Source organism: Pseudomonas sp. R9.37 (assembly GCF_963878885.1).
In the GTDB taxonomy this organism is placed as follows: Bacteria; Pseudomonadota; Gammaproteobacteria; order Pseudomonadales; family Pseudomonadaceae; genus Aquipseudomonas.
Map to the genome: position 1 here is coordinate 199,470 of NZ_CAWNZA010000046.1, position 21,155 is coordinate 220,624.

Annotated in this window: 20 protein-coding genes; 11 read left to right on the forward strand and 9 right to left on the reverse strand. The window is 62.2% G+C overall.

Features of this window, described 5'->3' with window-relative positions:
* Positions 1-21 precede the first annotated feature (21 nt).
* Genes AACU78_RS22785 through AACU78_RS22795 form a run of 3 tightly spaced genes read right to left on the reverse strand, consistent with a single transcriptional unit; the run spans position 22 to position 2,544 of the window.
* A complete protein-coding gene (locus AACU78_RS22785; protein WP_106577929.1) occupies positions 22-738 on the reverse strand; it encodes an ABC transporter ATP-binding protein in 717 nt (238 codons plus the stop codon).
* Positions 735-1,562, reverse strand: a complete 828-nt coding sequence (locus AACU78_RS22790) for an ABC transporter permease (RefSeq protein WP_106577930.1) — start codon at positions 1,560-1,562, stop codon at positions 735-737. The genes AACU78_RS22785 and AACU78_RS22790 overlap by 4 nt, the downstream gene beginning before the upstream one ends.
* A 10-nt stretch (positions 1,563-1,572) precedes the next feature.
* The gene (locus AACU78_RS22795) at positions 1,573-2,544 is read right to left on the reverse strand and encodes an aliphatic sulfonate ABC transporter substrate-binding protein (protein ID WP_106577931.1); all 972 of its coding nucleotides are present in this window, start codon (positions 2,542-2,544) and stop codon (positions 1,573-1,575) included.
* A gap of 319 nt (positions 2,545-2,863) precedes the next feature.
* On the opposite strand from AACU78_RS22795, the gene AACU78_RS22800 reads away from it, so the two are divergent.
* Positions 2,864-3,079 (forward strand): TOBE domain-containing protein, encoded by a 216-nt coding sequence (locus AACU78_RS22800; protein ID WP_003173733.1) that lies wholly within the window; start codon positions 2,864-2,866, stop codon positions 3,077-3,079.
* 544 nt (positions 3,080-3,623) lie between these two features.
* Here the strand turns inward: AACU78_RS22800 and AACU78_RS22805 are convergent.
* The 5 genes from AACU78_RS22805 to AACU78_RS22825 all read right to left on the reverse strand — a co-directional run bounded on the left by AACU78_RS22805 (position 3,624) and on the right by AACU78_RS22825 (position 9,885).
* Complete coding sequence (locus AACU78_RS22805) at positions 3,624-6,971, reverse strand: hypothetical protein (RefSeq protein ID WP_106577933.1); 3,348 nt, start codon at positions 6,969-6,971, stop codon at positions 3,624-3,626.
* 209 nt (positions 6,972-7,180) lie between these two features.
* Positions 7,181-8,326, reverse strand: a complete 1,146-nt coding sequence (locus AACU78_RS22810) for a MalY/PatB family protein (protein WP_106577934.1) — start codon at positions 8,324-8,326, stop codon at positions 7,181-7,183.
* 59 nt (positions 8,327-8,385) lie between these two features.
* The gene (locus AACU78_RS22815) at positions 8,386-8,979 is read right to left on the reverse strand and encodes an FMN-dependent NADH-azoreductase (protein ID WP_106577935.1); all 594 of its coding nucleotides are present in this window, start codon (positions 8,977-8,979) and stop codon (positions 8,386-8,388) included.
* The gene (locus tag AACU78_RS22820; RefSeq protein ID WP_106577936.1) at positions 8,976-9,416 is read right to left on the reverse strand and encodes a GNAT family N-acetyltransferase; all 441 of its coding nucleotides are present in this window, start codon (positions 9,414-9,416) and stop codon (positions 8,976-8,978) included. The genes AACU78_RS22815 and AACU78_RS22820 overlap by 4 nt, the downstream gene beginning before the upstream one ends.
* Positions 9,409-9,885, reverse strand: coding sequence for a carboxymuconolactone decarboxylase family protein (locus AACU78_RS22825; RefSeq protein ID WP_106577937.1), 477 nt, complete (start codon positions 9,883-9,885; stop codon positions 9,409-9,411). The genes AACU78_RS22820 and AACU78_RS22825 overlap by 8 nt, the downstream gene beginning before the upstream one ends.
* Positions 9,886-10,017: 132 nt before the next feature.
* On the opposite strand from AACU78_RS22825, the gene pdxR reads away from it, so the two are divergent.
* Positions 10,018-11,406: a MocR-like pyridoxine biosynthesis transcription factor PdxR gene (gene pdxR, locus AACU78_RS22830; protein ID WP_106578154.1), complete on the forward strand. Its 1,389-nt coding sequence runs from the start codon at positions 10,018-10,020 to the stop codon at positions 11,404-11,406.
* A gap of 899 nt (positions 11,407-12,305) precedes the next feature.
* On the opposite strand, the gene AACU78_RS22835 is transcribed toward pdxR, so the two are convergent.
* Positions 12,306-13,157 (reverse strand): LysR substrate-binding domain-containing protein, encoded by an 852-nt coding sequence (locus AACU78_RS22835; protein WP_106577939.1) that lies wholly within the window; start codon positions 13,155-13,157, stop codon positions 12,306-12,308.
* Between the two features lie 244 nt (positions 13,158-13,401).
* Here AACU78_RS22835 and AACU78_RS22840 point away from each other — a divergent pair, with 244 nt between their 5' ends.
* From AACU78_RS22840 to AACU78_RS22880, 9 genes are read left to right on the forward strand one after another with little or no spacing between them, the layout of a single operon-like run.
* A complete protein-coding gene (locus tag AACU78_RS22840; protein WP_106577940.1) occupies positions 13,402-14,223 on the forward strand; it encodes a transporter substrate-binding domain-containing protein in 822 nt (273 codons plus the stop codon).
* Between the two features lie 2 nt (positions 14,224-14,225).
* Positions 14,226-15,032 carry a transporter substrate-binding domain-containing protein gene (locus AACU78_RS22845; RefSeq protein WP_106577941.1) on the forward strand — a complete coding sequence of 269 codons (807 nt, stop codon included), beginning with the start codon at positions 14,226-14,228 and terminating at the stop codon, positions 15,030-15,032.
* Complete coding sequence (locus AACU78_RS22850; RefSeq protein ID WP_106577942.1) at positions 15,025-16,446, forward strand: FAD-binding oxidoreductase; 1,422 nt, start codon at positions 15,025-15,027, stop codon at positions 16,444-16,446. Before AACU78_RS22845 ends, AACU78_RS22850 begins: the two co-directional genes overlap by 8 nt.
* Positions 16,443-17,645 (forward strand): aminotransferase class I/II-fold pyridoxal phosphate-dependent enzyme, encoded by a 1,203-nt coding sequence (locus AACU78_RS22855; protein ID WP_106577943.1) that lies wholly within the window; start codon positions 16,443-16,445, stop codon positions 17,643-17,645. Before AACU78_RS22850 ends, AACU78_RS22855 begins: the two co-directional genes overlap by 4 nt.
* Complete coding sequence (locus AACU78_RS22860) at positions 17,642-18,367, forward strand: amino acid ABC transporter permease (RefSeq protein WP_106577944.1); 726 nt, start codon at positions 17,642-17,644, stop codon at positions 18,365-18,367. Before AACU78_RS22855 ends, AACU78_RS22860 begins: the two co-directional genes overlap by 4 nt.
* Positions 18,357-19,040: an amino acid ABC transporter permease gene (locus tag AACU78_RS22865; RefSeq protein ID WP_106577945.1), complete on the forward strand. Its 684-nt coding sequence runs from the start codon at positions 18,357-18,359 to the stop codon at positions 19,038-19,040. The genes AACU78_RS22860 and AACU78_RS22865 overlap by 11 nt, the downstream gene beginning before the upstream one ends.
* On the forward strand, positions 19,027-19,851 hold the full coding sequence (locus AACU78_RS22870) for an amino acid ABC transporter ATP-binding protein (RefSeq protein WP_106577946.1): 825 nt from the start codon (positions 19,027-19,029) through the stop codon (positions 19,849-19,851). Before AACU78_RS22865 ends, AACU78_RS22870 begins: the two co-directional genes overlap by 14 nt.
* A 16-nt stretch (positions 19,852-19,867) precedes the next feature.
* Positions 19,868-20,464 carry a cysteine dioxygenase family protein gene (locus tag AACU78_RS22875; RefSeq protein ID WP_106577947.1) on the forward strand — a complete coding sequence of 199 codons (597 nt, stop codon included), beginning with the start codon at positions 19,868-19,870 and terminating at the stop codon, positions 20,462-20,464.
* Positions 20,465-20,507: 43 nt separating this feature from the next.
* Positions 20,508-21,155, forward strand: a complete 648-nt coding sequence (locus AACU78_RS22880) for a glutathione S-transferase family protein (protein ID WP_106577948.1) — start codon at positions 20,508-20,510, stop codon at positions 21,153-21,155.

The following is a 21,155-nucleotide window of genomic DNA, read 5'->3' on the forward strand; positions in this document are numbered from 1 at the left end:
GCCATGGGCGATGATCTGTCTTTAAATCACATGCGCCCGCTGTAACTCGGTCAAGGCCAGTGCCTTGAGCCGTGCCAGCAGCGGGTCGCGACGGTCGCGTGGGTGCGGCAGGTCCACCGCGAGTTCCTGGCGGATGCTGCTCGGCCGGTTGTCCATCACCAGCACCCGATCACTCAGGTACAGCGCTTCGTCCACATCGTGAGTCACCAGCAATAACGCGATGGCATGGTGCTTGGCCAGTTGCAGTAGCAAGTCCTGCAGTTTCATGCGGGTGAACGCGTCCACAGCGCTGAACGGCTCGTCCAGCAGCAACACCTGCGGGCGCGAATACAGGCCGCGTGCGATCGCCACCCGTTGCGCCATGCCGCCCGATAACGCTTTGGGCAGTGCCTGAGCGAAACCCTTGAGGCCGACTTCGTCGATCAATTGCGCGACCCAGGCTTTGTCATAGTGACTGTCATCACTGAAGCCGATGTTCTGCTCTACCGTCAGCCAGGGCATCAGGCGCGGTTCCTGGAACACAAACGCCACTTCGCCTTCGGGGCTGCGCAGTTGGCCTTGAAAGTCTTTTTCCAGGCCGGCAACGATGCGCAGCAACGTGCTTTTACCGCAACCACTGGGCCCCAGCAGGCTCACCGCTTCGCGTGGCTGCAAGGCCAGGTGCACGTTGGTCAGCACGGGGGTGCTGGCAAAGCTTTTACGCTCTACACGAATGTCCAATAAAGGCTGCATGCTCATTGCTCCGCACCCTGGCCGTTGAAGGTGTCACGCCAGGCCAGGCAGTGTTTCTCGAGCGCTGCGAGCAGGCCATCGCTGACTTTGCCGAGCAGCGCCAGCACGATGATTGCAGCCAGCACGATGTCCGGGCGCGAGGTTTCGCGCCCGTCACTGAGCAAGTAGCCCAAACCCTTGGTGGCCGCGATCAACTCGGCCGCCACCAGAAACATCCACGCCAGGCTCAGGCCACTGCGCAAGCCGGTAAACAGACCGGGCAGGGCGGCGGGCAACAGAATCCGCCGCACCAGACGGCGCCGGCTGAAGCCGTACATTTGCCCGACCTCCACCCATTTGCGGTCGATACCGCGGATCGCCGCGACGCCATTGAGGTACACCGGGAAGAACGCGCCAATCGCAATCAGCACAATCTTCGAGGTTTCATCGATGCCCAGCCACAGCAGCAACAGTGGCACCCAGGCCAGGCTCGGGATCGAGCGCAGCCCGGCAAACGTGGGTTCCAGGTACGCCTCGGCTTCGCGGCTGAGCCCTACCCAGGCGGCAAACACCAACGCCAGGCTCGCGCCGATGGCGAAGCCCGCCAGTACGCGCAACAGGCTGACGCCGATGTGCTTCCACAACGCGCCTTCGGCCAGGTCGGTCAGGGTTACGGCGATCTCGCTGGGCGCCGGCATCTGGTACGACGGCAGCCAGCCGATACGCACCACCCCCTCCAGTACCAGCAGGATCAGCACCGGCAACACCAGTCCTTTCAAACGCCGTGGCCAGGCACTGCGCTGCATGACGAGCGGCGCCGCGAGCGGCACGGTTTGGGTTTTGCTGGTCATCACGCGCCCCTTACGGCTTCGGCAAGGCTTGGCCGAACGAGGTGTCGATCAGTTGGTCGATCACCTGATCCACATTGACCCCGCGACGGACCAGTTCCTCGGACACCAGGATCGGCGCCGCGGCCTTGGACGACACCACATCCTGGCGGGTCAGCAACGGGCTGCCGAGGTCGGTACGCGAGAGTTGCAGCTTGGCCACTTCCAGCGGCAGCCCGGACTCATCGGCAAGCAATTTGGCGAACTCATCCGGATGCTTCACCGCCCAGTCGCGGGCCTTTTCATAGGTGCCGAGCACCTTGGTGATGGTCTGCGGATGCTCCTTGGCGTACGTCTCGGTGACGCTGACCACACCGTAGCTGTTGAAGTCTTTGTTGCGGTACAGCAGGCGCGAACCGGCCTGGATTTGACTGGCAGCCATGTGTGGGTCGAGGCCGGCCCAGGCGTCCACGTCACCTTTCTCCAGGGCGGTGCGGCCGTCCGGGTGTTGCAGGTGCACAAGCTCCACGTCATCTTTTTTCAGCCCGGCTTGTTGCAGGCTGCGCAGGGTGAACAGGTACGGGTCGGTGCCTTTGGTGGCGGCGATTTTCTTGCCCTTGAGGTCCGTCACGCTGGTGAACGGCGAGTCTTTGCGTACCACCAAAGCCGTCCATTCGGCGCGGCTGTAGACATACACCGATTTGATCGGGCTGCCATTCGCACGGCTCAATACGGCCGACAAACTGGCGGAGGAGGCGAAGTCCACGCCGCCACTGTTGAGGTATTCCAGTGAGCGGTTGCTGCCCTGGCTCAGTACCCAGCCGACTTTGGTGTGCGGCAACGCCTGCTCCAACCAACCGAAATGCTTGAGCACCAGGCTGACCGGCGAATAGTAGGCGTAATCCAGATTGACTTGCGCCGGGTCGGCCTCGGCGGCAAAGGCCTGGGGTTGCAGGCACAAGGCGAGGGCGCAGGCGCCCAGTAAACGTTGAGCAAACGGTTTCATGGAACAGCTCCGGACAAGGCGATGAGAGAAGGCTTTTCTTATATTCAGAAAATTGAACTGGCATGTTCCATCATGCTTTATCGGAATATGCAGTCTCTGTGCCATCTACGCCGAAGGCGGATTTGCTCGGGTTTAAGCCGCGGTTGCTGTGATGGCAGCGGGCAGTTTGTTGATCAGCTGTTGCCAGGCGAACAGTTCATATATATCCATATCGAATAAACAAAGAGTTATATATTCCTTTTAATGTCCGATTGGATGGCGCATTTTGAGGGCCTGCGCATTCGTGCGGATTGACCCAACAGCCAAAAGGAAAGCCGACATGACCATTAAAGCGATCAACGTGCGCAACCAGTTCAAGGGCGTGATCAAGGAGATTCTGCTGGGGGAAGTGGTGTCCGAGATCGACGTGCAAACCGCGTCCGGCATCGTGACGTCAGTGATCACCACGCGCTCGGTGCGTGACCTGGAATTGAAAGTGGGCAGCGAAGTGATTGCCTTTGTGAAGTCGACCGAAGTTTCCATTGCCAAGCTGTAAGCCAGTGGTTGAAGCAAAAGCAGATTAAGTGCAGATCTGCTTTTCTGTAGGGGCTGGCTTGCCTGCGATGCGGGCACCTCGGTGCGTCAGGCATACCCAGTCGATCCCTTCGCAGGCAAGCCAGCTCCCACATTTGGACCCGGTACACTCGCTACCTGATGCACTTAGATCCAACTGTGGGACTTAGTTGCTCGGGTAGGTCACTCGGGAGGCCGGGCGCCTATCCTTTGCGACAGCCATCGTGGTTGGCTGGACCTGTCAAATCAAGATCAGCATCAGATCAAAAGCAGGTCTGCTTCTCTGTGGGAGCTGGCTTGCCTGCGATGCGGGCACCTCGGTGCGTCAGGCATACCCAGTCGATCCCTTCGCAGGCAAGCCAGCTCCCACATTTGGACCAGTACTCCCACTACCCTGATGCACCCGGATCCAAATGTGGGAGCGGGCTTGCTCGCGAATGCGGTGGGGCATTCAGCTTTTCTGTCGCTGATACACCGCCCTCTCAAGCAAGCCCATTCCACATTGATAGACGCCAGCCCAGTGAACCTCAGTTGATGCGTGGGCCGCCGCCGCCCGGTTGATGCGGTTGCGGTTTGTCCGGTGGGGCATCGCTGGGCAGGCTTTTGGGTGGGGTGTTCGGGTCTTCATAATGCTTGTGCAAGTCCCCATCCAGCCGATTGCTCGACGACCCGCCTTTTTGCGGCGTCTCGTCGAAGTGCTCCCATTCCGATTGCTGGAAGCGAAAGATGCTGTCATCGGTCGGCGTGTCGCGGCCGTGGTAATGGTGGATTTCGTAGTGGGCGTACTCGACCTTGTCGGCCCAGTTGTCCTGCAATAGACCGTCGCCGGCCAGGTCGCGGTACCAGTCGTTTTCTTTCTCGGTGGCTTTCTGCTTTTTGTTGTGGTCGACGAAGTAGCCGATGATCCCGCCCACCACCGCCAGCACCACGCCCACCAGGAACAATGGCCCGGTCAATGCCGCCGCCGTGCCTGCGCCAAACAGCGCCGCCGCGCCGAGTACCCCGGCCGACGCACCGAACGCACCACCGGCCACCTGCAGGCCGCCAGCCGCCTGGGCCAGCGGGTCTTTGCTGTCCACGCCACTTTTGATCGCCAGCGCGCCCAATACAATATCGGCGAACCCGCCGACGATGTCCGTGGCCGGGCCGAGCACCTTGATGACCGAGCCGGCAATTTTCGCTGACTTGGACGCGCCGAGCTTGGCCGCGCCTGCAGCGGCGAGGCCGTCATCCAGGTGAGTCGCCAGGCCTTCGGTGGCCTCGGTGACGGCTTTGTCGCCTTCGCCAAACATCTTCGAAATGCCGTCGTACTGGCTGTCGGGCACGGCATCGAGTGCACTGGTGATCTTGGCTTTTACATCGGGGGGCAGGTCGTTGACGCGGAACTCGAAGTTCGGCTCCTGCAGGCCGGTCTTGCCCCAGATTTCCGGCAGCGTTTTGTCCAGGCCAAGGAAGTCCACCAAGCCGCCTTTACCCAGGGTCTCGCCAATCTTGTCGCCCAGGCGCACGAAGTGGCTGGAACCGCCGGCAAAGCTCAAGAAGTCCTTGGCGATGGACATGCGCTGCGCGGGCGTTTCGCCGAGCTTGCCGCCTTTGCCGACCAATTGGTAAATCGCCGAAAACAGGGTCACGCCAGCACCGAGAGAACCCAGGATGCCCTTGCTGTTGAGGGTATGAAACACCTCGCCGAGCATGCCGCGGTCGGCGACCGGGATATAGGGTTTGCTCAGCGCGGTTTTCAGGTCGGCCTCGCTGATCGAACCATTGTTCTTGTAGACCTCGCCCAACTCCTCCAGGGCCTTGGTAACGCCAGCGGATTTTTCCTTGCCCTGCAGGCCTTCGTTGAGGAATTTCTCCAGGGTTTCCTGGGTGCGCCGTGGCAGGTCGAGCAGGCTGCCTTTCAAGACGCCTTTGAGCAGGCCGAACAGGTCCTTGGTGGCCAGCTCCTTGTTCTCGTCGGAGATCTTGCTCGGGTCCGAAAGGATCGCGTTGAGGTCGGTGGTCAAGCCGTCGGCCTGAATGTTCTGCGCCGCCTTGCTGGCCGCTTCCGGGTCGAACAACGACAGCGAGGTGAGGGTATCGCTCAGGTCCTTCTGCGCCTCCGAGGTCTTGCCCTGGTCTTGCAGGTCCTTGAGGTACAGCACGTAATCCGGGTTGGACGTCAGGTCCAGGAGCTTTTGCTTGATTTCGTCCTTGTTCGGCAGCTTGTTGATCGCGTCGTCCATTTTCGACTTGTAGTCGGCCTGCACGGTCGGGTCTTTGAACAGCTCGCCGATCTGCTCCTGCACTGCCTTGCCGTCGATGATGTCGTGCATATCGGCCGAGGTCAGCTCGGTCTGCTTGTCATCGAACTCGCGCCAGGTGGTGTTGAACGGGCGCTTGGCTTCTTCGTAGCCGGTAATGCCGTGGCCATTCTGGTAGGCGGCCTGGGCTTCCAGCGCGCGCACCAGCTTGGCGCGCGGGTCGTCCTTGGGAATCGAGCCATCCTTGACGCCGGCGCGGTAGGTGTCGATCAACTGGGTGGTGGCCAGCTCACTGACGCTCAAGGTTGGCGACTTGTCGTCTTTGTCATCGGCATGGACGCCGGTGTCCATGTTCAGCACGTCGAGGTCACCGGCCTTGGGCAGGTTGTGCTGGGTGCGCGTGTCATCGACCGCGCCGGCACTGAAGGCGTCCCACTTGGCCTTGACGTCATCGTAGAGCTGCGGGCTGAGTTCCTTGGAGACGATGACCTTGCCTTCGCTGGTTTCATAGCGGATCAGGCCATCGCCCAGTTCGTCGGGCGAACCGAACGTGATGTCGGTGTTTTTCAGGAAGTCATTCGGCCCGGCCAACTTATAGCCTTCGGCTTCGCTGGTGTGGATCTTGTCCCAGGTGTCGTGGGCGGTGGCGACGCTCTTGAACAGCTCGGGGCTGACGTCGGAAGACACCACCACCTTGGTGCCATCATGCAGTTCGTAGGTGAGGATGCTGTCTTTCTGGTCGTTGTTCCAGCTGAACGTCTTGTAGTCATTGAGGCCCGGCACCGGCGTGTTGGCGTCGGCCAGGGCCGCCCCGTTATTCAGCTCGCCTTCCACCACGGCCTTCTTGCCAGGGTCGGTGTAGACCTCGTGCAGGCCCGCCAGGTAGTCGAACAGCTTGGGGTTGTCGTCACGGGCCACGACCATCTTCTGGCCGTTGCTCTCAAAGCGGATCAAGCCCGGGCCGACTTCATCCTCGGGGCCGACCGTGGTGCCGGCGTAGGGCGGCCACACTTCGTTGTCGCTGGCGCGTTTGTAGCCGGCGTCTTCGCTGCTGGCGAGGCCGGTGAAGCTCGCATAGTCATCCTTGGCTTTCTGGAAGGCTTCGGGGTTGTCACGCTGGCTGACCACGACCTTGGTGCCGTCCTGGGTTTCATAGCGGATCACGCCCGGACCGGTCTCGTCGGGCGGTCCGAGGGATTTGTAGTCGGCGAGCTTTTCCGGCGCTTTTGCATCCGCGCCAAGGCTCTGGTAACCCGCGTTCTGGCTGGCCACCACGCCCGTGAGCGATTTGAAATCGGCACTCACTTGCTTGAACAGCTCCGGGCTGTCCTGTTCGCTGACGATGACTTTCTTGCCGTCCTGGGTTTCATAACGAATCAACCCAGGCCCGACTTCATCCGGTGGACCGATGGCTTTGTAGTCGGCGAGGGCGGGCGGTGGCGTGGCGTCCTTGGCCGCCAGTGTATAGCCCTGTTGCTGGCTGGCATCGAGCCCCGATGGCGTCTTGTCCTGGGATTCGACTTTTTTGTTGGCGCTGTTTTTGAGCAGCACATGAAACGCGGTGCTCGACTTGGACGGCGTGCGGGGAAGGGTTTTGGAATCGGACGAGCGATCAAGGGGCTGGGTCGCCATACCATGAAACTCCTGCTGTTGCCGGTGGGACGGATGGCAAAAACAGTAACAGCAGGGGGTCGGCATTCGTTGCGAAACGTTGTGAATTAACGCCAGCGGCCCGCGCCAACGGGCTCATCCGGCCGGGTTGTGCAAGTCAACAGACTGAGCGTTGAGGCGGGCAAGCCCGAGGTTCGAGTGGGGCTGGCCCCGGTAATGGGGCCAGTCGCTCACCGGTTTTTCAGGCTGCGCTCCATACGCTGCAAGCCCTCTTCGAGCATCGCGCGCGGGCAGCCGAAGTTCAGGCGCACAAACTGCTGGCTGTCATCGCCGAACTCAATGCCGGCGCTCAGGCCGACCTTGGCCTGTTCCAGGAAGAACTGCTGCGGATCGTCCAGGCCCAGGGCGCTGCAATCCAGCCACGCGAGGAAGGTGCCTTGCGGGGCATGCGTCACCACGCCGGGCAAACGGGTTTGCACGGCGCTGAGTAGGTAGTCACGGTTGGCTTGCAGGTAGTTCACCAGCGCCTGCAGCCATTCACCGCACTGGCTGTAGGCTGCGCGGGTGGCTTCCAGGCCTAGCGGACTGACGCTGTCGACCATGCCGCAACGCGCGTTATTGAAGCGCTCGCGCATCTCGGCGTTTTGCACCACGGCAAAGCAGGTCTTCAAACCGGCGACGTTGTAGGCCTTGCTCGCCGACATCAGGGTGATGGTGCGCTGGGCGATCTCGGGGCTGAGGCTGGCGGTAGGCGTATGGCGACGGCCATCGAAGCACAGCTCGGCGTGGATTTCGTCACTGATGATCAGCGCGCCGCTTTCCAGGCAGGCGTTGGCCACGGCCAGCAGTTCTTCGCGCGGGAAGACTTTGCCGATGGGGTTGTGCGGGTTGCTCAACAGCAGCGCGCCGGCACCGGTCAGTGCCTGGCGCAGGGCAGGCAGTGGCGTGAGGTATTCGCCGTTGTGCAACGCGAATGGCACTTCGATACGCGGCAGGTTCCAGTTCGCCGGCGCCAGGCGAATCGGGCGATAGTTCGGGGTTTGCAGCACCACCGGCTGGCCCGGCTGCACGAACGCGTGCAGCGCCATGTTGAAGCCCGGTTCGACGCCGGGCAAAAACAGCAGTTCGTCTGGCAGTACGCGCCAGGCATATTTGGCCCACAGGTCGGCAACGATGGCTTCGCGCACATCCGGCCCGGCCACGCTGTAGCCCAGGATGTGCTGGTCGAGACGCTGGTGCAGGGCTTGCAGTACGGCAGGTGGCGCGGCGATATCCATGTCGGCGATCCACATCGGCAAGACGTCTTGCGGGTAACGGTTCCACTTGGTGCTGCCGGTGCCGAGGCGGGGGTGGATCGTGTCGAAATCAAAGCTCATGGGAGGCTCGTGTCAGGGAGGCAGGCGCAAGAATGGCGCTGATTCTAGCGCCATTATTTTTATAGGCCAGAGCTGATTGCCTCGCACAGTTGCCGTTGTGCCTGCTCCACGGCTTGGTTGACCGCTTCTTCACCGCGCACCATGGCGCCCAGGTAAACGAAATCCACGCTGCGAATGCCCACCGTGGACAGGATGGCGGTCAGGTACGGCGTCAGAAAGTCCGGCTCATGCCCTTTGCGTGCATTGCCCGAACTGACCAGCACAAAGGTGCGCCGATCCTTGAGCAAGCCGACCTTTTCGAAGCTGGCGTTGACCGTAAAGCTGCGTTGAATGCGCACCACGTGATCGATCCAGCCTTTAAGCGCCGCCGGTACCGTGAAATTGTGCACCGGGGTGCAGAGGATCAGCAGGTCGCAGGCTTCCAGCTCCACAATCAACTGTTCCGACAGTGCCGTGGCGCTGCCGCTCAAGCCGCCGGCCGTGGTGAGGGCGTTGGCGTATTCGCGGGTCAATGGTGGCAACGCCTGGCCGCCGTAGTCACGCTCGGTGATGTGGGCATTCGGCACCAGGTCGCTGAGCAGGGCGCGCGCCAGCTTGAAGGTTTGCGCGGCCTTGCCATGGGGGCTGAAACTGAGCAGCAGGGCGCGGGTCATTGGCTCAGGTCCTGGGAAAAGTGCATCCCCAACGGCAGCAGGCCCTGGCGGAAGTAAAAGCGCTGAGCCAGGGCCATGTGCATGCCGGTATCCAGCACCAGGAAACGGTAGCCACGGGCACGGGTTTCTTCACGGACCCGATCAAGCAATTGCTCGCCCAGGCGCCGGCGTTGCAGTGCGGCGTCCACTACCAGGTCATCGACGTAGATAAAGCGGCCGTACAGGGTGTTTTCCGTCAGCCGGTAACCGGCCAGGCCGATCACCTTACCGTGCTCGCGCGCGGCGAGCAGGTGGTAGCCATTCTCCCGTTGCCGCTGGATTTGCTCGGCGAATGCCACCGCGTCGGTCAGGTGCGGGCGCAGTTGCTGCATCACGGCGAAACTTTCGAGGTAGTCGGCATGGGTGCGCATCGGCACGAATTCAACGAGTTCATTCATGGTTGAGGTTCTCCAGGTGGGCCTTGATCGCGGCCGGTACTTTGCGAAAGCTGATGGCGACGCGGTTCAAGGCGTTCATCAGGGAGATGGCCAGGGTCAGGTCGGCGATTTCCTTGGCGCTGAACATCGCTGCGGCCTCGGTGTAATCGCCATCCGGCACCTGGGTGTGCGCCACTTCGGTGACCACCTCGGCCCAGGCCAGTGCCGCGCTTTCGCGCGCGGTGAACAGTGGCAATGCCTCGCGCCAGGCGGCCAGTAGCATGATTTTTTCCAGGCTCACGCCTTGCTTGAGCAGGTCGCGGGAATGGGCATCCAGGCAATAGGCGCAGCCGTTGAGTTGCGAGACGCGCAAGTACACCAGGTCGATCAATTCTTTTTCCAGGCCGCAGCCGTGGATATAGCTGTGCACCGAGCCCAGGGCTTTGTAGCCGGCGGGCGCGGCTTGGGCGTAATCAAGACGGTGTTTCATCGGCGATCCTTGTGGTCGTTAAGGGATGCGCCATTTTCGACGGCAGGACGGGCGCTCAACAGGGGCATGATTGGACAAGCGGGTTGGGACATGATCAGACTTGGCCCTGTCTTTCTGCCGAGCCCGCCTGCGATGTCGTCACTGCCCAAATACCAGGAGATCTACCGGCGTTTTCGCCTGGCCATCGACCAGGGCCAACTGGGCCCGGGTGATCGTGTGCCGTCGGTGCGCAGCCTGGCGCTTGAACTCAAGGTGGCGCGGGGCACGGTGGAGGCGGCTTACCAGTTGCTGGTCAGCGAGGGTTTTTTCGAGGCGCGTGGGCAGGCGGGCACCGTGATTGCCGGGGCTTTGCCGCAGGTGTCAGTGAAGCCGCCACCTGTCGTGCTGTCAGCCACCAGCGGGCCTCGGCCGCTGCAAATGGGGCTGCCGGCGCTGGATGCGTTCCCGCGCAAGCTGTGGGCGCGGCTGGTCACCCGGCAAGTGCGCCGCACCGATGCAGACAGCCTGGCGATGGGCGATGTGCGGGGCGTCGAAGCGTTGCGCGTGGCGATTGCCAACTACCTTGCGCTGTACCGAGGCGTGGAGTGTGCGCCACGGCAGGTGTTCGTGTGCGCCGGGTATGCGGGGTGTTTGATGCTGTTGTGCGATGCACTGCAGATGGCGGGGCAGCGTTGCTGGTTTGAAGATCCGGGGTATTTGCATGCGCGTCAGTTGTTGATCCATCAAGGTGTGGAAGTGGTGCCGGTGCCGGTGGACGCCGACGGCTTGGAGGTAGAGCGTGGGATGCAGCGCGATCGGCAGGCGCGGTTGGCGATCGTGACGCCGGCGCACCAGAGTCCGCTGGGCGTGGCGTTGAGCCCGGCGCGGCGCCTGGCTTTGCTGGAATGGGCGCGCGAGCAGGGGAGCTGGGTGGTCGAGGATGATTACGACAGTGAGTTTCGCTATCGCGGGCAGCCGTTGGCGGCGCTCAAGAGTCAGGATGTGGGGGAGCGGGTGATCCATGCCGGGAGTTTCAGCAAGATGCTGTTTCCGGGATTGCGGTTGGGGTATCTGGTGGTGCCTGCTTCATTGGTGGAGGCGTTTGAGCGCAGTGCCGAGGCGTTGCAGCAGCGCAGTGCGCAGTTGTTGCAGCTGACGGTGGCGGGGTTTCTGGAGCAGGGGCATTTTACTCGGCACCTGAAGCAGATGCGGCAGCTGTATGCGCAGCGCAGGGGGTGGTTGGTGGAGGCGCTGAGGGTGCATTGCTCGGGGTTTTTGCGCGTGGATGAGCAGGCGGGTGGGGTTAATCTGCTGGCACGGTTGTTGGTGGAAGTGCCCGATGATGTGGTGGCGGTGGCGGCTGACAACGCGGGGTTGGGGGTTCAGGCGTTGTCGGGGTGGATGATTGAGCCGGGGCGGGAGCGAGGGCTGTTGATGGGGTTTACGAATGTGGCTACGGCTGGGCAGGCGGTGGAGTTGGCTTTGGTTTTACATCGGGTTATTGCGGGGGGCATATCCGTTGCTGCGGTCACGGCCACTTAGGGTTCCGCTCTTACAGCGGGTCACTTTTGGCAAACGCCCGGAATGCCGGCCCAGCCAAAAGTAACCAAAAGGTCTTTGCCCCACCACTCGGCCCCTCGCTTAGGCTCGGTGTGCCCTCACTCCGGCTTGAATCCGTGGGCCGCCGTGACGGGCCATCCATGGCCCAACACGGCTAACCCGGCGTCCTGCCGGGTTACCCACGGATTCAAGCCTGCGTTCGGCCAGCGTGGTTGACGGGGCCTGTCAGATCAAAAGCAAGATCAAAAGCAAAAGCACGGCGGCCTAGTAGCCGACCTGAGTGGTTGAAGCAAAAGCGGATCAAGAGCACAGCAATGGCACAGCGACACATCTCTTTCTGATGCACAGAGATCCAAAATGTGGGAGCGAGTACAGACCGCCAGCACCGCACTGCCTTTGCTTTTCTGTGGGAGCTGGCTTGCCTGCGATGCAGGCACCTCGGTACATCAGGCAAACCCAGTCGATGCCATCGCAGGCAAGCCAGCTCCCACATTTGATTGAGTTCAGCTTCCAAGATCAGGTCGGCTGTCAGGCCGCCTCGCTTGCGCTTTTGATCTAACCACTCAGGTCGGCTACTAGGCCGCCGTGCTGTAGATTTTGATCTTGATCTTAGGCGCCCCGTTAAACCACGCTGGCCGAACGCAGGTAGTACGGAGCGGGTAAACCGGCAGGACGCCGGTTTAGCCGCGACGGGGCAGGGACGCCCCGTCGCGGCGGCCCGCTCCGTAGTACCGGAGTGAGGGCACACCGAGCCTAGGCGAGGTGTCGAGTGGTGGGGCAAGAGCCCTTTGGTTACTTTGGGGCTTTTCCAAAGTGACCCGCTGTAAGAGCGGAACCCATAGCGGCCGTTACTCAAATAACGGATATACCCACCCCAACCACTACAACCCCTGACTCCCCCGTATCAAATCATAAGCCTTACGCGCAATCGGATTCGCCGTATTCGGCCGAATCCACAAGTAGTACGTAACCTCAGGCAGGCGCGGCAACCCATCCGTCTCCCCCAGCACCCGCATGTCCGGCCCCAACATCTCCATGCTGCGCGGCGTCACCCCCAACCCCGCGCGGGTCGCCGCCTTGATCCCAATCAAATTCGACGCCAGATACGCCTGCCGCCACGCAATGTTCGCCCGCTCCAGCGCCTCCAGCGCATACCGCCGATAAATACTCGGCTCATCCACCAGAATCAACGGCAACGGTTCACTCGGCTGGTGAATGTACTGCGCCGAACAAATCCACCACACCGGCGAAGTCCGCAACGCAAACCCCTCCAGATTCGGATCTGAACGCGTGGAAATCACCATGTCCACCTTGCCCCGATGCAAGTCATCCATCAAAAACGGACTACGCCCCACATCAATCTCCAAACGCAGGCGCGGTGCCGAGCGGGCGATGTGGCTGAGGATCGGCGGCAGGATCGTGTCAGCGATGTCATGCGGCGAACCAATGCGCAACACGCCACTCAAGCTGCTTTCACGCAGCGAATTCAACGCATCGTCATTGAGCGAGAGCATCTGCCGCGCATGCCGCAGCAGCTGCATACCCGGCTCGGTCAGCTGCTTCTGCCGCCCGCGCTTTTCAAACAGGCTCACGCCCACCTGCTGTTCCAGGCGCTGCATATGCTGAGTCACGGACGACTGGGTACGCGCCAGATACGTGCCGGCTCCGGCGAAGCTGTGGTGGTCAACCACGGCGATAAAGGTACGCAGCAACTCCAGGTCGAGTGTCGACATAGGCCATTTCCAAAGGCAGTTTTACATCAAGGGTATGAACTTAAACATTACAGATTTTAATGTGTTGTTGAAGCGGATTTTTCCAAGGGCCAACAAATCAAGGGTTATGCCTGAATCGAAGGTCGACCTTGCACGGCAAGTTATAACGATATGAGATATTTGAATTTCCGTTGCTACCCCAGTCTCCCTAGCATGCCCCTCCATCAGGTCGGGGTACGCCGATCATTAGCCAGGGGGAAGTCCAATGATGTTCAAGAAGTGGTTGCCGGTGGCCCTGGGATCGATGATCGCCCTGGGCGCCAGTGTGGCGGCCCAGGCCGATGCCACGCTGGACAAAATCGAGCAGCGCCATGTGCTGGTGGTTGGCGTGCTGTTGTCCGGCGGGCCGTTTGGCAGCATTGATCCCGCCACGCAGCAGCCCAAGGGCCTGAACGTCGACCTGGCCAACGAATTGGGCCGTCAGCTCAACGCCCAGGTGCAACTGGTGCCGGTGCTGCCCGCCAACCGCGTGCAATTCCTGCAGCAAGGCAAGGTCGACCTGCTGATCGCCAACATGGAGTGGACCGCCGAGCGCGGTGAAATCCTGGGCTTTGTGCCGACGCCGTTCTACCGCATCGGCGGCACCGCGGCGGTGCTTAAAGACAGCGCGATCACCCGCTGGGAAGACCTCAAGGGCCAGCCGGTGTGCACCTCCCAAGGCAGCAGCTACGTCAAGCCGCTGACCGAGTTCGGCGCGCAGATCAAGGCGTTCAAGAGCTCGTCGGAATCGCTGCTGGCCCTGCGCGGTAACAACTGTGTGGCGGCGGTGCATGACTCCACGCTGATCAACCCGCTGATCAACGACAGCGCCGAATGGAAGGATTACCGCGCCATCAGCCCTGAGCTTAACCCGGCGCCATCGGTGATCTGGACCCGCCGCGGCGAAGGCGACACCCAGGCCAAACTCGACCCGATCGTCAAGCAGCTGCACCGCAGCGGCTGGCTGATCGAGGCCCAGACCCGCAACCGCATCAGCCCGGCATCGCCGGCGCTGGTAGAACTTCAACAACAGTTCAAGGGCGCCTGAGCATGCGGTTTAAAACCCTCACAGCACTCGGCCTGACCCTGTGCGCCGGCCTCGTCCACGCCGATGCCACCCTCGACAAAATCCAGCAACGCCATGCCATCAGCGTCGGCGTGATCCTCAGCGGCCCGCCGTTCGGCACCCTCGACCCCAAGACCGGCGAGCACCTGGGTTACAACGTCGAACTGGCCAAAGGCATCGGCCAGGCGCTGGGTGTCGAGACCAAGACCGTCTCGGTGCTGGCGCCCAACCGTGTGCAGTTCCTGCAACAGGGCAAGGTCGACATCCTGATCGCTAACATGCAGTTCACCGAAGAGCGCGCCGAGATCCTCGACTACGTGCCCACCCCGTACGAAGAAGTCGGCGGCGCGGCGTTGATTCGCAAAGGTGCGGGCATCAAGCAATGGGCTGACCTGAAGGACAAGCCGGTGTGCGTGTCCCAGGGCAGTAACTTCATCAAGCCGCTGCAGGAGACCTACGGCGCGCAGATCAAGGCGTTCCGCAGCCAGTCCGAATCGCTGCTGTCGTTGCGCGGCAATGGTTGCGTGGCGGCGGTGCACGTCAGCCCGACCATGCATGCGCTGCTCAGCGATGCCGAGTGGGACGGCTATGAAATTCCGCTGCCGGGCGACCTGATTCCGTCCAAGTCGGTGATCTGGATTCGCAAGGGCGAACACGACACCCAGGCCAAGCTCGACGCCATCGTGCGCGACTGGCATAAAACCGGCTTCCTGATCGCCCTCGGCGAACGCACCGGCATGGCGCCGTCCCAGGCTCTGCGTGACCTGCACGAGCAGTACAGCCATGAGTGAAACGCTATTCGCCACCTTGCAACAACTGCTCGGCGCCGGCCATGTACAAACCAGTGCTGAAGCGGCCCAGTACCTGACCGACAAGCAGGGCCGCTACACCGGTCAGGTGGTCGCGGCGGTGCACCCGGCCAACACCGACGAGGTGGCCGCGGTGGTGCGCGCCTGCGTGGCGTTGCAGGTGCCTGTGGTGGTGCAAGGCGGCAACACCGGCCTGATGGCCGGCGCCACGCCGGACGCCAGCGGGCGTTCGGTGCTGCTGTTGCTCGACCGCATGAACCGCGTGCGCCATGTCGACACCGACAACGACACGCTCACCGTGGAAGCCGGCTGCATCCTGCAAAACATCCAGGCGGTGGCCCGCGAGGCCGATCGCCTGTTCCCGTTGAGCCTGGGCGCCGAGGGCAGTTGCACCATCGGCGGCAACCTGGGCACCAACGCCGGTGGCACCGCAGTGCTGCGTTACGGCAACACCCGCGAGCTGACCCTGGGCCTGGAAGTGGTGACCGCCGAAGGTGAGATCTGGCATGGCCTGCGCGGTTTGCGCAAGGACAACACCGGCTACGACCTGCGCGACTTGTACATCGGCAGCGAAGGCACGCTGGGTATTATCACCGCCGCGACCTTGAAGCTGTTCCCGCTGCCCAAGGCCCAGGCCACGGCGCTGTTGGCGTTTGACCAGCTGGCGCAGGCGGTGGCGTTCCTGTCCCATGCGCGTGCCGGGTTTGGCGCCAACCTGACGGCCTTCGAACTGCTGTCCGCCGATTGCCTGGCAGTGTTGCGCGAGCAGTTTCCGGACGGCCCGCAGCCGTTCAAAACAGCACGCCAACCCTGGTTTGCCTTGATTGAGCTTTCTGATAATCACGGCGAAGCGCACGCGCGGGAAGCCTTCGAGCATGTGCTGGGCGATGCCTTCGAACAGCAACTGATCAGTGATGCCCTGATCGCCGAAAGCCTGGCGCAAAGCGAGGCGCTGTGGCTGCTGCGCGAGAACATGAGCGAGGCGCAAAAGCGTGCCGGGCGCAACATGAAGCACGATATCTCGGTGCCGATTTCCCAAGTGGTGGCATTCGTCGCGCACACCGATGCGTTGCTGCAGCAGCATTTTCCGGGCGTGCGCAACTTCACCTTCGGCCACCTGGGCGATGGCAACCTGCATTACAACGTGGCGCATCCGCTGGGTTCGACGGTAGACGCACACATGGCGCATTACGCCCAATTGAGCGCGCTGGTGCATGACAGCGCCCACGCCCATGGCGGCTCGATCAGCGCCGAGCACGGCATCGGCCAGCGCAAGGTCGGCATGCTGGGGCGCTACAAAAGCCCGGTAGAGCTGGACCTGATGCGCCGCATCAAACAGGCGCTGGACCCGCATAACCTGCTCAACCCCGGCAAAGTCCTTGAGGTGCAGCCATGACCGTACGCTTGTCCAAACGCGTGCAGCGCGTGTCGCTGTCGGCCAACGCGGCCGCCAAATCCCGCGCCACTGAACTGCGTGATGCAGGCCGCGATATTCTGGATCTCACCACCGGCGAGCCGGATTTTGATACGCCTGAGCACATCAAGCAGGCCGCTTATGCCGCGATCGCCGCCGGCGCGACCAAGTACACGCCAACGCCGGGCGTGAAGGCCTTGCGCGTTGCGGTGCAGCGCAAGCTCGCCGAGGAAAACCACCTGGACTACCCGCTGGCGTCCATCGTGATTGCCAACGGCGCCAAGCAAATCATCTTCAATGCCTTCGCCGCCACCCTGGATGACGGCGATGAAGTGCTGGTGCCGACGCCGTATTGGCCGTCATTCCCGGACAGCGTGCGTTTCAACGGCGGCGTGCCGGTGTTCGTCGAGTGCGGGCTGGAGCAGGGCTGCAAGTTGCTGCCGGCGCAGTTGCAACAGCACATCACTGAACGCACGCGCTGGCTGATTCTCAATGGCCCGGGCAACCCCAGCGGTGCGGTGTACAGCGAAACTGAATTACACGCGTTGGCCGCGGTGCTGCGTCGCCACCCCCACGTGCTGATCTTGCTGGATGAGCTGTACGAGCACATCCGCTTCGATGGTCGCCCGGCCCAGAGCTTGTTGAACCTCGCACCGGACTTGCAGGACCGCTGCCTGCTGGTGGGCGGTGTGTCCAAGACCTACGCCATGACTGGCTGGCGGATCGGCTTTGGCGCGGGGCCAACAACCCTGACTGACGCGATGGCGGTGGTGCAATCGCAATCCACTTCCGGCGCTTCATCGGTGGGGCAGGCGGCGGCATTGGCGGCCTATAACGGCGGGCTGGATTTCCTCGCCGAGCAGGTCGCGGCCTATCAATTGCGTCGGGATACGCTGGTTGCAGCGCTGAAAACCGTTGCAGGCCTGGACGTGCTCGAACCCCAGGGCGGCTTTTTCGTGTTCGTGCGCTGCGCCGGACTGCTGGGCCGTCATCGGCCGGACGGCCAGCGCATCGAAAACGACGGCGATGTGGTCGCCTGGCTGCTCGAAGAGGGCGTGGCCGGTGTGGCGGGCAGTGCCTACGGCTTGTCGCCGTGGTTTCGCTTGTCCATCGCCACCGCCACCGAGCATGTGGCAGAGGCGGGGCGGCGCATCGCGGCGGCCTGCAGGCAGTTGCGATGATGGAGGCGTTCGTCCATTGGGCTGCCGGCTTTGGCCTGAACTACAACTTCCTGCTGGACGCCTACCAGCGCGGCACGCTGGTCCAGGGCGCGTTGACCACCGGCTGGCTGTGCCTGTTCACGATCATCGGCAGCCTGCTGGCGGGCATCAGCCTGGCGGCCATGCTCACCTCGGGCAACCCTTGGCTGGCCAGGCCGGCGCGGGTGTTCGTCGAAGTCACGCGTAACACGCCAACGCTGGTGCAGTTGTACTGTGCGTTTCTGGTGTTGAACATGTTGCTGACCCAGGCGGTAGGCGCGGCCAACCCGCTGACGCCGTTCGCGTGGGTGGTGATTGTGATCTCCCTGCACAAGGGCGCGTTCCATGCCGAGGCCTTGCGCGCCGGCATCGAAGCAGTGCCCGCAGTCACCCTGGAAGCCGCCAGTTCGCTGGCCTTCAACAGACGCCAACTGTTGTGGAATGTGCAGTTGCCGCTGGCACTGCGCTTTGCCCTGCCGTCGCTGATCAACAACCTGATCGACCTGGTGAAGATGACCGCCGTGGCGTCGGCCATTGCCGTGGGCGACATCACCTACGCCGCAATCATGATCTGGACCCAGAGCGACAACGTGCTGGAACTGATGATCCTGATCCTGAGCTTCTTCGGCCTGCTGAGTTTTACCGTCAATTGTGTGGGGCGCTGGCTGGAAGCGCGCCTGAGGATGCCCGGCTATGGCCATTGAATCATTTCCGGTGCTTTCGGCGTTGTGGCAGTGGTCGCCGGCGCTGGTGGCAGGTTTTGGTCAGAACATCCTGATCAGCCTGCTGGCGATTGCCATCGGCTCGGTGCTTGGCCTGTTGATCGGCGCGCTGGCGTTATCGCCGCTGGGGTTTGTCGCGCGGCTGTGGGTGCAGGTGTTTCGCAATGCGCCCTGGCTGGTGCTGATCTACTTCACCACCTACGTGTTTCCGTTCGAGATTCATATCGGCAGCAGTTATGTGTCGTTCCCCGACTGGGTCAAGGTCACCATCGGCCTGGCTTTGCCGGCAAGTGCCAACGTGGCGGAGATCTTTCGAGGGGCCATCAGTTCGATCCCCAGCACGCAATGGGAAGCGGCGCGGTCGCTGGCGTTTACCCGTGGCCAGCTGTTTCGCTCGATCATCCTGCCGCAGTGTTTCAAGCGCATGTTGCCGCCCTGGATGAACCTCTACGCCGTGGTGACCATGGGCACTGCGCTGGCCTCACTGGTGGGCGTGCATGACGTGATCGACACCGCGCAGATCGCCAGCAACACCGTGAACCTGACCGGCTTTACCGTGGTGATCTACCTGAGCCTGCTGGTGCTGTTTTTTGCCTATTGCTACCCGATTTCCCGCCTGACCCAACACCTGGAGCGCCGTTATGCCTTCTATTGAACCCCTGGTGAGCCTGCGGGATATGCACCTGTCGTTCGGCAGTAATGCGGTGCTCAAGGGCATCGACCTGGAGGTGCATCGCCGCCAGGCCGTGTCGATCATCGGCCCGTCGGGCTCGGGCAAGTCGACGATCCTGCGTTGCATCACCGGGTTGTTGCAGCCGCAGCGTGGGACCATTCGCGTGGGTGAAACCCGCGTCGATACCTTGGCCCATGAAGCCCAGCGCATCGAGTTGCGCAAGCGCGTTGGTTTTGTGTTCCAGCAATACAACCTGTTCCCGCATTTATCGGTGCTGCAGAACCTAGTGATTGCCCCGCGCAAAGTGCTGGGCCGCAGCCGCGCCGACGCCGAAAAAGATGCGCGAGCGTTGCTGGCCAAGGTGCGCATGGAGCACAAGGCCGACGCCTATCCCGGCCAGTTGTCCGGCGGTCAACAGCAGCGCGTGGCGATTGCCCGCGCCCTGGCGATGCGCCCGGAGTTGATCCTGTTCGATGAAGTGACCTCGGCACTCGACCCGGAAACCGTCGGCGAAGTATTGACGGTGATCCGCGAGCTGACCGAAGAGGGCATGACCTGTGTGCTGGTCACCCACGAAATGCGCTTCGCCGAAGAAATCAGCGACCACGTGTACTTCACCGAAAACGGCGTGATTGTCGAGCACGGCAGCGCTGCACAGATCTTCCAGAACCCGGCCAGCGAACGCACCCAGACGTTCCTGCGCCATGCCCTGGGCGATTCGGGGCGCCGTGGCCCCATCGCCCACGACCCGTACCTGTTGACCAATTTGAGCCGTTACAGCCTGTCCGTCTGATAAGAGGAAAACCGTCATGAGTAGCGAAAACCGTGCTGGCGTTATCGAAGCGTTCTTGCAGCACATCCGCGTCATCAATCAGCGCGGCGTAGACCGTGCGGCCCTGGTGGAAATCGTCAGCCTGCTGGAAACCCTGGCCGAGCGCCGCGACCTGTTCAACTTTGACGAATTCCCCGCGCCGGTGCCAGGGCAGGGCAGCACCGCGTTTCGCTATCGCCTGAATGACGACGGTGACACCCCGACGCTGTACCTCAACTCGCTGTTGCCGGGCAAAAGCACGATCCCTCACAACCATGAGACCTGGGCGATCATCAGCGCCATCGAGGGCCAGGAAATCAACTACGTCTACGCGCGCAATGACGAGGGCCGCGAGCCGGGTTTCACCACGTTGACACTGGAAAAAGAAGTGATCGTGCAGCCCGGTACGTCGATCTCGTTCTTGGGTGAAGACCTGCATGGCATCAAGGTTGAAGGCGAGCAGGCGACGTTGCACTTCCACCTCTACGGCTTGCCGCTGGAATCGCTGAACGGCCGTTACGGCGTGGAAGCGGACGGGCGCATTCTCAATTACAACGCCTCGCAGATGGCGCCGTCGATCAAGGCTTATTCCTAAGCACGCCACCGATCAACTGTTCGGTGTTCATCCAGAGGTGTTCATGATTGACCTGTATTACTGGCCAACCGGCAACGGCCTGAAAGTCGGCATCCTGCTCGAAGAACTGGGCCTCGACTACCGCCTGCTGCCGGTGAACATCCGCGAAGGCGAACAAAAGACGGCGAGCTTCCAGCGCATCAGCGCCAACGGACGGATCCCGGCGATTGTCGATCATCGCCCCGAAGCGCCGCTGAGCCTGTTCGAATCCGGTGCGATCCTCAATTACCTGGCCGACGGCGCCGGGCAATTCCTGCCGGCGGCCGGTACTGCCGAGCGGCAAAAGGTGCAGGAGTGGCTGTTCTGGCAAGTCGGGCATATCACCCCCTACCTGAGCCAGTTGCAGGTGTTCAAGGAAAAGGCGCCGGCGCCGATTCCGTTCGCCCTGGACCTGCTGAATGCCGAAGCCACGCGCCTGTACCGCGTGCTGGAACAGCGCCTGGCCGAGGTGCCATTCGTGGCCGGTGAATACTCGGTGGCCGACATGGCGATCTTCCCGTGGATTCAACCATTGCGCCAGGGCCAGGACCTGGCGGACTACCCGCACATCCAGGCCTGGCGCCTGCGTATCAAGGCCCGGCCGGCGGTGCAGCGTGCCTATGCCAAGGGGCGCGAAGTAGCACCGGCCGAGCGTTCGCTGGCGTTGCAGTAA

What these genes read in the sequence shown, in the direction of transcription:
- AACU78_RS22785 (WP_106577929.1), bottom strand. Translation starts at nt 738, where the DNA reads ATGAGCATGCAGCCTTTATTGGACATTCGTGTAGAGCGTAAAAGCTTT.
- AACU78_RS22790 (WP_106577930.1), bottom strand. Translation starts at nt 1,562, where the DNA reads ATGACCAGCAAAACCCAAACCGTGCCGCTCGCGGCGCCGCTCGTCATG.
- AACU78_RS22795 (WP_106577931.1), bottom strand. Translation starts at nt 2,544, where the DNA reads ATGAAACCGTTTGCTCAACGTTTACTGGGCGCCTGCGCCCTCGCCTTG.
- AACU78_RS22800 (WP_003173733.1), top strand. Translation starts at nt 2,864, where the DNA reads ATGACCATTAAAGCGATCAACGTGCGCAACCAGTTCAAGGGCGTGATC.
- AACU78_RS22805 (WP_106577933.1), bottom strand. Translation starts at nt 6,971, where the DNA reads ATGGCGACCCAGCCCCTTGATCGCTCGTCCGATTCCAAAACCCTTCCC.
- AACU78_RS22810 (WP_106577934.1), bottom strand. Translation starts at nt 8,326, where the DNA reads ATGAGCTTTGATTTCGACACGATCCACCCCCGCCTCGGCACCGGCAGC.
- AACU78_RS22815 (WP_106577935.1), bottom strand. Translation starts at nt 8,979, where the DNA reads ATGACCCGCGCCCTGCTGCTCAGTTTCAGCCCCCATGGCAAGGCCGCG.
- AACU78_RS22820 (WP_106577936.1), bottom strand. Translation starts at nt 9,416, where the DNA reads ATGAATGAACTCGTTGAATTCGTGCCGATGCGCACCCATGCCGACTAC.
- AACU78_RS22825 (WP_106577937.1), bottom strand. Translation starts at nt 9,885, where the DNA reads ATGAAACACCGTCTTGATTACGCCCAAGCCGCGCCCGCCGGCTACAAA.
- pdxR (WP_106578154.1), top strand. Translation starts at nt 10,018, where the DNA reads ATGTCGTCACTGCCCAAATACCAGGAGATCTACCGGCGTTTTCGCCTG.
- AACU78_RS22835 (WP_106577939.1), bottom strand. Translation starts at nt 13,157, where the DNA reads ATGTCGACACTCGACCTGGAGTTGCTGCGTACCTTTATCGCCGTGGTT.
- AACU78_RS22840 (WP_106577940.1), top strand. Translation starts at nt 13,402, where the DNA reads ATGATGTTCAAGAAGTGGTTGCCGGTGGCCCTGGGATCGATGATCGCC.
- AACU78_RS22845 (WP_106577941.1), top strand. Translation starts at nt 14,226, where the DNA reads ATGCGGTTTAAAACCCTCACAGCACTCGGCCTGACCCTGTGCGCCGGC.
- AACU78_RS22850 (WP_106577942.1), top strand. Translation starts at nt 15,025, where the DNA reads ATGAGTGAAACGCTATTCGCCACCTTGCAACAACTGCTCGGCGCCGGC.
- AACU78_RS22855 (WP_106577943.1), top strand. Translation starts at nt 16,443, where the DNA reads ATGACCGTACGCTTGTCCAAACGCGTGCAGCGCGTGTCGCTGTCGGCC.
- AACU78_RS22860 (WP_106577944.1), top strand. Translation starts at nt 17,642, where the DNA reads ATGATGGAGGCGTTCGTCCATTGGGCTGCCGGCTTTGGCCTGAACTAC.
- AACU78_RS22865 (WP_106577945.1), top strand. Translation starts at nt 18,357, where the DNA reads ATGGCCATTGAATCATTTCCGGTGCTTTCGGCGTTGTGGCAGTGGTCG.
- AACU78_RS22870 (WP_106577946.1), top strand. Translation starts at nt 19,027, where the DNA reads ATGCCTTCTATTGAACCCCTGGTGAGCCTGCGGGATATGCACCTGTCG.
- AACU78_RS22875 (WP_106577947.1), top strand. Translation starts at nt 19,868, where the DNA reads ATGAGTAGCGAAAACCGTGCTGGCGTTATCGAAGCGTTCTTGCAGCAC.
- AACU78_RS22880 (WP_106577948.1), top strand. Translation starts at nt 20,508, where the DNA reads ATGATTGACCTGTATTACTGGCCAACCGGCAACGGCCTGAAAGTCGGC.